8 protein-coding genes are annotated in these 11,443 nt (G+C 68.5%); 4 read left to right on the top strand and 4 right to left on the bottom strand.

Going from position 1 to position 11,443, the window contains the following annotated elements; translation table 11 throughout:
* The first annotated feature begins 12 nt into the window (after nt 1-12).
* From HMPREF9006_RS05165 to HMPREF9006_RS05150, 4 genes are all read left to right on the top strand, one after another.
* Complete coding sequence (locus HMPREF9006_RS05165) at nt 13-1,230, top strand: DUF58 domain-containing protein (RefSeq protein ID WP_009212509.1); 1,218 nt, start codon at nt 13-15, stop codon at nt 1,228-1,230.
* 62 nt (nt 1,231-1,292) lie between these two features.
* Nucleotides 1,293-3,797, top strand: a complete 2,505-nt coding sequence (locus HMPREF9006_RS05160) for a transglutaminase-like domain-containing protein (RefSeq protein ID WP_009212508.1) — start codon at nt 1,293-1,295, stop codon at nt 3,795-3,797.
* The gene (locus HMPREF9006_RS05155; protein ID WP_009212507.1) at nt 3,797-5,296 is read left to right on the top strand and encodes a serine/threonine-protein kinase; all 1,500 of its coding nucleotides are present in this window, start codon (nt 3,797-3,799) and stop codon (nt 5,294-5,296) included. The genes HMPREF9006_RS05160 and HMPREF9006_RS05155 overlap by 1 nt, the downstream gene beginning before the upstream one ends.
* Nucleotides 5,297-5,407: 111 nt before the next feature.
* On the top strand, nt 5,408-6,598 hold the full coding sequence (locus tag HMPREF9006_RS05150) for a S8 family peptidase (RefSeq protein WP_009212506.1): 1,191 nt from the start codon (nt 5,408-5,410) through the stop codon (nt 6,596-6,598).
* 51 nt (nt 6,599-6,649) lie between these two features.
* Here the strand turns inward: HMPREF9006_RS05150 and HMPREF9006_RS05145 are convergent, their stop codons facing one another.
* Genes HMPREF9006_RS05145 through HMPREF9006_RS10140 form a run of 4 tightly spaced genes read right to left on the bottom strand, consistent with a single transcriptional unit; the run spans nt 6,650 to nt 11,297 of the window.
* A complete protein-coding gene (locus HMPREF9006_RS05145; RefSeq protein ID WP_034231148.1) occupies nt 6,650-7,873 on the bottom strand; it encodes a S8 family peptidase in 1,224 nt (407 codons plus the stop codon).
* Between the two features lie 5 nt (nt 7,874-7,878).
* Nucleotides 7,879-9,099, bottom strand: coding sequence for a S8 family peptidase (locus HMPREF9006_RS05140; RefSeq protein ID WP_009212504.1), 1,221 nt, complete (start codon nt 9,097-9,099; stop codon nt 7,879-7,881).
* Nucleotides 9,093-10,697 carry a hypothetical protein gene (locus tag HMPREF9006_RS05135; RefSeq protein WP_009212503.1) on the bottom strand — a complete coding sequence of 535 codons (1,605 nt, stop codon included), beginning with the start codon at nt 10,695-10,697 and terminating at the stop codon, nt 9,093-9,095. The genes HMPREF9006_RS05140 and HMPREF9006_RS05135 overlap by 7 nt, the downstream gene beginning before the upstream one ends.
* A 36-nt stretch (nt 10,698-10,733) precedes the next feature.
* Nucleotides 10,734-11,297, bottom strand: coding sequence for a hypothetical protein (locus HMPREF9006_RS10140; RefSeq protein WP_009212502.1), 564 nt, complete (start codon nt 11,295-11,297; stop codon nt 10,734-10,736).
* Between the last annotated feature and the right edge of the window lie 146 nt (nt 11,298-11,443).

Here is an 11,443-nt window from a genome sequence, read left to right as displayed (position 1 = left end):
GGACTGCGTCGAATGCTCCGCGGCTTCTCGCGCGCGGTGAGCTCGCGCCTGCGCACGATGCCCGGATACGAGGTGGCGGCGCGCTGGCTCGGGGTGCTGACGCCGGTGGGCTGGTCCGTGAGCGCGGCCCTCGTCGCCGGCGTCGTGGCCTCGGCGGTCTTCGGATGGATCGAGGGCTTCATCGTGGCGGTGATGGGCCTGGTCGGCCTCGCCGTGGCGATCGCGTCGGTGGCCTCGCCCTCGCCCCTGTCCGTGTCGCTGCGCATGGCCAGCGACAGGATCGTCGCGGGCCAGGTGGCTGTCGGGCGGGTCCGGGTGCTCAACGAGTCGGCGCGCCGCTCGGGGGCGACGCTGGTCGAGGTCGCGATCGGGCGAGGCAGCGGTGAGTTCATGGTCCCCCCGATCGCAGGAAACGGGACCTGGAACGAGGCGTTCTCTGTCATGACCAAGCGCCGCGGGGTCATCATGGTGGGTCCGGCGCGTACCGTGCGCATGGACGGGCTGGGCCTGCTGCGCCGCGTGCGCGAGTGGGACGAGCCGATCCTCGTGCACGTGCACCCGCCGACGGTGCGTTTCTCCTTCGATGCGACGGGCATGCAGATGGATGTCGAGGGCGTGGCCAGCGAGAAGCTGACCAGCTCGGACGTGTCCTTTCATGCCCTGCGCGACTACGAGCCGGGGGATGACCGCCGCTCCGTTCACTGGCCGTCAACGGCTCGCTACGGGCGCCTGATCGTGCGCCAGTTCGAGGAGACCCACCGCTCCCACCACATGGTGGTGCTGGACACGAGGATTGACTCGTGGGATCGACGTTCCTTCGAGACGGCCGTGTCAGTGGCCGCGTCCCTGGCGATCGCCGGATCGGGTGAGGCGCGCACCGTGTCGATGCACACGGCGGACGAGTGGATTCCCACGAGCAGGCCCGTGGCGATGCTCGACGCGCTCTCGGAGATGGAGACCTCGACGCGATCGGACTTCGCCGGGGTGGTTCGCCGCTGCGTGATGGAGCGAGGCGGAATCTCGGTCCTGTCCATCGTGGTGGGCGAGAGCGTGGATGACGAGGAGGCGGCGCGCCTGGCCAACATCGCGCCGATCGACGTGTCCGTGTCCGTCATTCGTGTTGTGCCCGGTCGGGCGAGGAGGCGCCGGAAGATCACGCGCGGCGTGATCATCGACTGCCCGTCGCTGGAGGACCTTCCAATGCTGGTCTCGCGGGGGGTGACGGTGTGAACGCGCGTTCTCGCGGGGCGGCCCCCGTGCGCTCCGGTCGATCCACCGCGCAGGAGACGACGATGGGTGCGTCGGCTCGCCGCGCCGCCATGCCCTCGTGGTCCCTGGCCGTCCTTGCGCTCCTGTTCGTCGGGCCGGTCGCCTCCTTCGAGGCGGTGTTCGGCGCAGGCCAGGGGGCCATCGCGGCCGCCGCGGGTGTCGCCGTGGGCCTGGCGCTCGCGTGGGCAGCCTCCCGGTGGCGCTGGGATCTCCTGTCCATCACGGCCGGCGTCGTGGCCTCGTACTTCCTGTTCGGCGGGGCGGCGGCGCTGCGCGAGACGACCCGTTGGGGCGTGATTCCCACCTCCCGCACCATCCAGACTCTCGTGATCGGCGCGGTCGAGTCGTGGAAGGATCTGTTGACGCTCACCCCGCCCGCGGCCTCGTACGTGGGGCCGGCGCTGGTGCCGTGGATGACGTGCCTGGTGTGTTCGGCCGTCGCGGGCGTCGTGACGGTGCGCTTCGGGCACCCCATGTGGGGGTCCGTGGCCCTGGTCGTCGCCGGCGGGGTCGCGACCATGTGGGGTCCCACCGCCAAGGCGCCGGGCATCGTCTTCGTGGCCGTGTGGTGGCTTGGCCTGATCATCTGGTGGTCGTGGGCCTCGGCGATCACGAGGGCCCGTTCGGGCGCGGACATCGTCATCGGCATGGCCTCGTCGACCACGTCGGCGTCGACGACGATGGGAGGGTCCTCCCGCCAGGTCGTGCACGTGTGGTGGCGCGTGGGCATGGGCGCGCTGATGGTCGCCGTGATGGCGGCGGCCGCGATCCCCGCGGGCGCTCTCCTGGGGCCAGCGGCCTCGGATCGCCTGGTGGGGCGCGACTTCGTGGAGCCTCCCGTGGACGCCCGCGAGTACCCCTCGCCGCTGTCGAGCTACCGCCACTACAACAAGGACTTGGAGAACGATTCCCTGATCCGCGTGTCCAACATGCCCAAGGAGTCGCGCGTGCGCCTGGGCGCCATGGACGTCTACGACGGGACGACCTTCGGGATGGGGGTGGCCAACGAGGACGGCACGGCCGGATACCGCCGCGTGGGTTCGACGATCCCCGGCCGCAGCGCCGACACGGCGCAGACCGAGACGAGCGTGTCCACCTCCGGGCTGCTGGGGCCGTGGGTGCCCACGATCGGCGAGGTGTCCGTCCTGCGTTTTGATCCGGCGAACGCCGAGTCGGCCGCCCAACAGAAGGGCCTGAACTATGACCTGTGGGCCGAGACCGCGCTCACGACCGGCCCCGCGGGGCAGATGAACTACTCGCTGAGCACGTCGATGTCGCGCGCCCACGAGGACCCGGAGTACGCCAGCGTGGACGCGCAGCGCTACGCGGGCGGGGACACGAACGTCCCGAAGGACGTGGATACCCTGGCCTCCGAGCACTCCTCGTCGGCGCGCTCGGACCTGGAGAAGGCGCGCGCGATCGAGTCCTACCTGCACACGGAGGGCTTCTACTCCAACGAGGACACGATCGACTCGCGCCCGGGTTCGTCCCAGGATCGCATTCAGCGCATGATCGGGGCGGACATACTGGTCGGGGACGACGAGCAGTACGCGACCCTGATGGCGCTCATGCTTCACTCCCAGGGGATCGCCGCCCGCGTCGTCATGGGCGCGTATCGCGAGGGCGCCTCGGGCAGCGTGGACCTGACGGGATCCGACATGCACGCCTGGGTCGAGGTGGAGTTCCCGGGCGTGGGTTGGGCGACCTTCGACCCGACGCCGCCGCGCGACCAGCAGCCCACCACGAAGATCAACAAGCCTAAGTCGGTGCCCAAGCCGCAGGTTCTGCAGCCGCCCGAGCCTCCGGAGCCGCCGGTGGAGCTGCCCCCCGCCACGCGCGACCAGGCCACCGACCCGCAGGATCCGAGCGGTTTGCACATCCCGTGGATGCTGATCGGCTCGGTGTCCCTGTCCGTCCTGGTGCTGCTCGGACCCGTCCTGTTGGTTCTCCTGCTCAAGGCCCGCCGCCGCACGGTGCGCCGCCGGCTGGGGGCCGCGCAGGCGGTGCGCGGGTCGTGGGATGAGCTGGTGGACACCGCGATCGACTCCGGTCTGGTGGTCGAGTCGCACCTGACCCGCCAGGAGGTCGCGTGGGCGCTGGCCTCGCAGTGGAGCCCCGAGCAGGAGCAAGAGCAGGCTGAGGGAGGCGAGCCCGGCCAGGACACGCAGGCGGGCAAGGGCCGCAAGCCGCGGGCGGCCCGCAAGCGTTCGGCGGCGGACGTACGCGTGCCCGGCTGGTCGCTGTTCTCCGGCAAGGTGCCCCGCGTCGTCACGGTGGCCCGCCGGGCCGATGTCGCCGACTTCGCCTCGGGCGGGGCGCGCGAGGAGGACGCCGAGCGGGCGTGGAGCGACGTCGATGAGCTGCGTCGGCAATGGGCGTCGTCGGTGTCCGTGTTGGCGCGCGTGCGCGCCGCCCTGTCGCTGAAGTCGCTGCGCTGGCGTCGCCGGGCGCGCCGCCAGGCTGCCTCGGGTCGTACGCGCCGTCCGCTGGCCTCCAGGCTAGCGGGCACGAGGAAAGGGAAACGCTGATGGACAGTGACGCTCGCGTCGGAATGGTCCCGGTGCTGCCGGGCTACCAGTGGATTCGTCCCCTGGGGTCGGGCGGCTTCGCGGACGTGTACCTGTGCCGTCAGGAGCTGCCCAGCCGTGACGTTGCCGTGAAGGTGGCGCGCCGGGATCGGGGGGCCGACGGCGAGGCGGGGATCGCCCGCGAGGCCGACGTGATGGCGCTCGTGTCCGGTCACCCCGCGGTCGCCCAGCTCTACGGGGCGGGTCGCACCCCGGACGGTCGCCCGTTCCTGGTCATGGAGTATTGCCCGGTCGCGAACATCCTCGATCAGGTGCGCGCCAATCCGATGGCCGCCGACCGGGCGCTGTCGATGGTGATCCGTATGTGCGGCGGAGCGGAGATGCTGCATCGCGCGGGCTACGTGCATCGCGATATCAAGCCCAGCAACATTATGATCAACGCCTTCGGGTCGCCGGTTCTCACCGACTTCGGCGTGGCCGAGCCGGTGGGCACGGACCCGCGGGGCGGGCGCGACGGTTTCTCGGTGATGTGGGCTCCTCCGGAGCAGATCGCGGGCACGGCGCGGGCGCACCCGACGCAGGACGTGTGGGCGCTCGGCGCTACCCTGTGGACGCTCCTGATGGGTCGGTCGCCCTTCGAGGTTCCCGACGGGGATAACTCGGCGAAGGCGGTTGCCCAGCGCGTGGCCGCGGGGCGCGTGTCGCGCATTGATCGTCCGGGCGTGCCGGATGCGGTGACCGCGGTGATCCGGCGGGCCATGAGCCTGGATCCGGAGAATCGCTTCGGTTCGGCCGCTGCCCTGGGCTACGCCCTGCAGACGATCGAGCGTGAGATGCATCGTCCGGTCACGGAGATGAAGCTCAGCGTCGTGGCCTCGTCGGGGGCGTCCTCCTCGGCGCTGGCCCGCCCTGCGGGCGCCGCCCTGGATGCGGAGCGCACGCGCACCAGGCGCGGGAGCTTCGCCGACGGCGCCGCGCCCACCATGAACGAGGCGTGGGACGGGAACTCGACGACCGGGCGGACCGGCCTGGGCGCGGGGGAGTCGAAGCGCCCGGTGTGGGTGCTGCCGCTGCTGGCCCTCGTCATGGTGGTGGCGACGGCGGGCCTGGTGGTGGCGATGCTGACAGGCGGCGGGCACGCCGTCCACGTGGGCGGGGGAGGTGAGCCCTCGGGCGAGGAGACGGGCGGTGCGACCGGCACGGTGGCCGACCCGGGCGGGGCGCCCCCCGACGCGGTTGGCGAGGTGCGCGCGACCCAGGTCGGTGCGGAGATCCTGTGGGAGTGGGATGTCCCCCGCCAGGCGCAGTTCCGGGCGGATCAGCTCGCGTTCAAGTACGTGCTGACGCGCCCTGGCGAGGCCGTGGTGGCCGAGACGATGCGCCGCAACAGCCTGACGACGACGGCCGTGAGCGGCGAGAATTGCCTGACGGTGAGCGTGGTCGTGGATGCGTCAGGCCGAGAGTCGGCCCCCGTGACGACGTGCGTGAGTGTCCCGTAGGTGAGTCGTGATTCCGGGTGCGGGCCGCGCCTGCGACGGGTCTTTCCCGGGGAGTTGACCGGGTGATAAAATGGCGCGTTACGCACCGCGAAGACACGAAGGCAGGGACACATGAGTGAGCACACGAGGCGCCGGTGGCGCCGTGCGATGGTCGGGGGAGCCGCCGTGGCGGCGGCGGTTGCCGCGGTCGTGGTCCCGGCCGCCCCGGCCTCGGCGGCGGATCCCGCTATCACGGCGGCCGAGCAGCCCTTCTACGCCTACTACTCGCTGGGGAAGATCCACTCGGCGGGATACACGGGACGGGGGGTGACGATCGGCCTGATCGACGGACCCGTGAACACCCGCATCCCGGAGCTGACGGGGGCGAGCATCGAGGACTCCAAGCCCTGTTCGGTTCAGTCGCAGGACAAGTATTGGGACCACGGCACGGTGATCGCCCAGGTCATGGTCGCCCCCGATTTCGGGGTCGCGCCGGGGGCGCACCTGAGGTCCTACAGGCTCTCGTTCGACGGGGATCAGGCCGGGTCGGATTGCGCAATTGGCGACTGGGGTCGCGCGCGGTCGGACCTGGCGCTGTTGATCGAGTCCGCGCTGAATGACGGGGTGGACGTGATCACGACGTCGTCGAGCTATCCGAGCAGCTACGAGGGGATGCGGTGGGCGCTGGCTCGGGCGATCACGCGGAAGGTCCCCGTGGTGGCGTGTACGGGCAACGACGGCGTGCGTAACTCTGCGGAGTGGCTGCCCGCGTGGTCGGGCGTCGTGGGCGTGGGCGCGATCGAGGAGGACGGGACGACGGCCTCGTACTCGAACGGGGGAGACCCGGTGTCCACGGCCGCGTTGGCCAGGCCGAACTACCGTTCCGCGACCGATGGGCAGCGCTACCGGGGGTGGGGCACGTCCTATGCGACCCCGGTGGTCGCGGCGTCCCTGGCGCTGTCGATGCAGCGGTGGCCCAGGGCGACGGGGGACCAGATCATGCAGGGCCTGGCGCGCACGGGCGTGGGAGGCGGCGGCGGGAAGTGGAACCCGTCCACCGGGTACGGGGCGGTGGATCCGTACGCGATGCTGACGACGGATCCGACGCGTTTCCCGGACGAGAACCCCTTCATGGACAAGGGGGCAGAGCCCGTGCCCTCCCGCCGGGATGTCCAGGACTACGCCGATGGCGTGGTGGATCCGAGCCGCATCGCGGGGGATGATTCCTACGCCTACCTGGGTTTTGACGAGTACATCGCGTTGCGCGCCAGGCACGGCTACCCGACCCACCTGGGGGCCAGCCCGCGCTACCACAGGCGGTAGGCGGCGCCCAGCGGTGGCGGCGCGTATGCCTGAGCGGACGAGGGCGCGCGGCTACTTGCGGTGGTACCTGGGGCTGGTGCCCAGGTGGATGGTGGCCTTAGTGTCCGGGTCGATCAGGAAGTGCTCGTCTGTTCCGCGGTAGGTGTAGGAGGCGTCGGTGGGGAGCTCGTCTGGGGTGGCGAGGCCGTCGCCGTAGTCCTGGACCTCCTCCACCGTCGGACTCGACCCTCCCTGTTTCTGGGCGAGGGGGTTTTCGTCGGGGTATTGGGAGGGATCGGTATTCACCAACGCACTGGGGTTGATTGCCCCGTAGCCGGTGTATTTGTTCCACTCGTGGTTGGGGTTCAGACCCGTGTGGGTCAGGACCTGCAGGATCTGGTTGGCGGTGGCATCGGGCCACTTCTGACGCGCCAACGCCAACATGCCAGAAACAAGTGCGGCCGAGTTCGAGGTCCCAGCGGAGGTAATGTTCTCTCCGGTCGCGTAGTCCCGGCGGTTGAAGGGTTCGCCGAGGGCGGAGGTTGTGATGCCGTTGCCCCAGGAGGAGTAGTCGGCAAAGGAACCGTCGCTCTTGATCGCGGAGACACCGACCACGCCTGACCAACGGCTCAACTGGTTGGCGTTGCTGTCCTTGCCTTCATTGCCCGCGGAGTTGACGATGATGACACCCCGGCTCATCGCTCGAGCAATGGCCCACTTGATCGAATCGTCAGTCTCTGGGGCTCCGACCGAAATGGAAATAATCTGGGCGCCGTCGTCGATGGCCTGGTTGATAATCTGGTCGTAGGTGTCAAGTCTGTTGCCACCGATATCGCATGAACCTGCCGATGTTGAGTCATCCGTGGACATCTGGTAGGTGAGCAGGGCGGCGTCGGGCGCAACGCCGTAGGCGGGTGCGACCAGGTAGGAAGCCATGGCGGTCCCGTGGCCACGGTCTTTCGGAGCTGCTTCGATGGTGCAGCGGCTCTTATCCGTGATGTTCGCGCCTTTGAGCTCCGGCGCGCTGGTGTCGACGGTTCCGTCGATGAGGGCGATGGTGACGCCCTTACCCGTGTACCCCTTCGCCCGAGCAGTATCCAGGTGGTAGTAGGAGAGGTACTCCTGCGTCGTAATCACATCCTCCGCACGCGCAGGAGCAGGCGCCAACGTGAGAGCACCCGCAGCCAACACGGACGCGGACACGAGCGTGGCTAGGGCGCGCGCGGCGCGCCCCGCCCACCCCACACAAACGTGAGGCAGGCGGGGCGACGGGCGCGGGTCGCGATACGCGTGCATCGTGCTCACTTGCGGTGGTACCTGGGGCTGGTGCCCAGGTGAATGGTGGCCTTAGTGTCCGGGTCGCGCAGGAGGAACTCGTCTGTTCCGCGGTAAGCGTAGGAGGTATCAGTGGGGAGCTCGTCCGGGTCGGCGAGGCCGTCGCCGTAGTCCTGGACCTCCTCCGGCGTCGGACTCGACCCACCCCGCTTCTGGGCGAGGGGGTTTTCGTCGGGGTATTGGGAGGGATCGGTGTTCAGCAGGTCGCTGATGCTGATTGCGCCGTAGCCGGTGTACTTGTTCCACTCGTGGTTGGGGTTCAGACCCGTGTGGGTCAGGACCTGCAGGATCTGGTTGGCGGTAGCATCGGGCCACTTCTGACGCGCGAGCGCCAGCATGCCCGAGGTGATGGCAGTCGAGTTTGATGTGCCGGTGGTGGTTTCGTTCTGTCCTGTCTCGTAGTCCCGGCGTGTGAAGGGCTCTCCGATCGCGGCGGTGGTGACGCCGTTGCCCCAGGAGGAGTAGTCGGCGAAGGAACCGTCGCTCTTGATCGCGGAGACACCAACCATGCCCGACCACTGAGAAAGGTGCGTGTCGTTGCTGTCGCTCCCCTCGTTGCCGACTGAGGCGATGATGATGACGCCTCGGCTCATTGCTCGCGCCACCGCCCACTTGAGGTTGTCGTCACGGTCGGGGACCCCCTGTGAGATGGAGATGACTTGGGCACCGTCATCAATGGCCCGGTTGATGAGCTCGGCAAAGGTGTCCAGCTTCTGTCCGCCGGTTTCACAGGACCCCGCCGAGATGGAACTTTTGTTCGAAACCTGATAGACGTTGAGCGTGGCGTCGGGGGCCACGCCGTAATCGTGCGCAACCAGGAACGACGCCATGGCAGTTCCGTGGCTTCTTCCGCTTCCAGATCCTTCGATGGTGCAGCGGCTCTTATCCGTGATGTTCGCGCCCTTGAGTTCGGGCGCGCTGGTGTCCACGGGCCCGTCGATGAGGGCGATGGTGACGCCCTTACCCGTGTACCCCTTCGCCCGAGCAGTATCCAGGTGGTAGTAGGAGAAGTACTCCTGCGTCGTAATCACATCCTCCGCACGCGCAGGGGCGGGCACCACGGCAAGAGCACCCACAGCCAGGGCCAGAGCCGAAAGGCCCGTGGTGAGGGCGCGCGCGGCGCGCCCCGCCCACCCCACACGAGTGCGGAGCCAGGCGGGGCCGACAACCAGAGCGGGGGTCACCATTGGCGAGGATCCCAACCATCATCAGCGCGCTTAGCCGGAGCAATATCCTTATCCGACCCATACGTCTGAGACATCGGATTCACATAACCCGCAGGCAGACCATCCTCATCCTCATCCTCAAACCTAAACGCCACATACTTACGCCGACGCGACTTCTTATCCTGCTTACCAGCACCCGCACCAGCGCCAGCACCACCCATGAAGCCACCAGCACCCGCGCCACCACGACCAGCAGCACCCGCGGCGCCACCCGCGCCACCGGCACCCGTCGTCCCAGTCACACCAGAAGACCCAGCAGCACCAGAACCAGCCACACCATTCGCACCAGCAACACCAGCAGGCGGCTTATAGGAACCAAAACCCGACCCCGAATACGAGCCAACCTTCAAACCAGCAGCACCCGCGCCACCGGCGCCCGTACTACCACTGATGCCACGCAGCCCGGCAGCACCCGCGCCACTCATACCGCGCAGCCCGGCAGCACCCAGGGAGCCGGCAGAACCCAGGGAGCCCGACCCCATGCGAGCCGCGCCACGCAGGCCCAGGCCGGCCGCGCCCAGCACGCCCGCGCCGCCCAGGCGACCGGCCACAGAAGAGTCAGACGACGCGCCGCCGCCGTTGAGGCGCCACAGTGGATGATCCGCATCAGCCGGCGGAGCAGGCGTGTGACCGCCCACCACACCGTTACGATACGCCGTGCCATTGACCCGCGTGTGCAACAGATCCGTGCCCATCAGATCCTGAGGATCCGTAATCGGGTTCGTCCGAGACCCCACCTCACCATACGCAGGCTCCCGCGTCTCCAACGCACCCGAAGCGATCGTCCGATTACGCGCAGCAGCAGCATCAGCCTCACTCAACCACGGCTGATCAAACCCACCCGGATACGCACCCGAACGCGGATCACGCCCCGCCTCACGACCATAACCATCACCCGGCGAGTACCCCCAACCGGGATTGCTTCCGCTACCGGGGCTGGTACCCTGATTGTCCCTTCCGGACCGTGTGCTCTCGTTGTCTCCAGATTGAGGGGGCGTAGGGTCAGGGCGATCGCCGTTCTTCATCCTGGCGCCGAGCTTTCCGGTCAGGGAGTTGACCATGTTGAGCACGCGCTCGGCGGCGGCCTCGCGCTGGGCGTTGGCCTGCGCCTCGACCGCCTCAACGTAGGCCCCGCCCGTCGTGAAGCGCTGTCCCATGAAGGTGATGCCTCCGCCCGGCTGCGACTCGGGGACCGACACGACCCAATCGTCCCGCATCGCCGCAGTCTTTTCATCAATGAGGTCGGGGGAGATCGTCTCGGCCTCACGCAGAGCTGACGCCATGACGTCTCTGCCCTGCTGGTAGGTGCTGTGTCCGCGCTCGTAGCGCGCCCGGTAGCCCTCAATGCGCTTGATCGACTGCTCGACCCAGTCGTTCATGGCGTTGCCGGTCTCGCCGGTAAAGCCGTGGCCCTCGCGGTAGGTGGTCAGGCGCTCGATGGCGTCCGCGAAGCCCTGCATCGTCTTCTTGTGGTCGGCGTCCCAGGCGTCAAGGCTCTGGTTGGCCTTGGCGGCCTCCATGAACACCTTCAGGCGGTCATACATCGGTGACGAAACCATGATGGAGCAATCCTTCCTCAGTCGTAGTCGCTAGTCTCAAATGTCCTTTTGCTGCCCCTGAACCGGAGCGTTCCTCGTGCCCTCGGTGTCCCCGCCGGATGCGACGCCGGCCGCGGCACCTGCTGCGGCACCCGTCGCGGCGCCCGCCGCCACGCTACCGCCAAGGAAGCCGCTTGCCGCCGCGAGGGCCGCGTTCAGGGCGGAAGCCTCCTGCGAGTTGTTCACCCGCGCCAGAGCGTGCGCCACGGCGCCCTTCTGCGCGCTTTCGTCCATCGATCCGCGAATGTTGTGGACCGCGTCCGCGTTCTCCGAATCGGTGCGGGTGTGGGACTCCATCGCGTTGCGCATCTCGGTCTCGAACCGGCCGATCAGGTCGTTCTCCTTCGACAGGATGTCCGAGATCGCGCTGAACATGTCGCTGGAGCGGTGCCCGAACCTGGACGGGCCGCGCTCGCTGCCCCACACGCTTGACGTCTGAGCCGAGCTGAGGGCGTAGGAGGCCCTCGACGAGGTCTGGACGGCCTCCTGGCTCTCCTGCACCTTCGGGGCAACCTGGCCCTGCTTTTCACTGTCGTAGCTGACTCCGCCTTCGCCTGGCATTGTGTTCTCCTTGTTCTCGTGATGGGTTACTCGGCGCACCGCGCCGCGACTACTTCGACACCTTAAAACGCCGCACCAACGGCTGAGCGGGCTGATCCGGCCCCTCAATCTTCAACGTCCACACATACGTCACATCGGAGCTGCTG

The sequence above is a fragment of the Actinomyces sp. oral taxon 180 str. F0310 genome (genome assembly GCF_000185285.1).
Classification (GTDB): Bacteria; Actinomycetota; Actinomycetes; order Actinomycetales; family Actinomycetaceae; genus Pauljensenia.
This window is presented reverse-complemented; position numbering and strand designations above follow the sequence as displayed.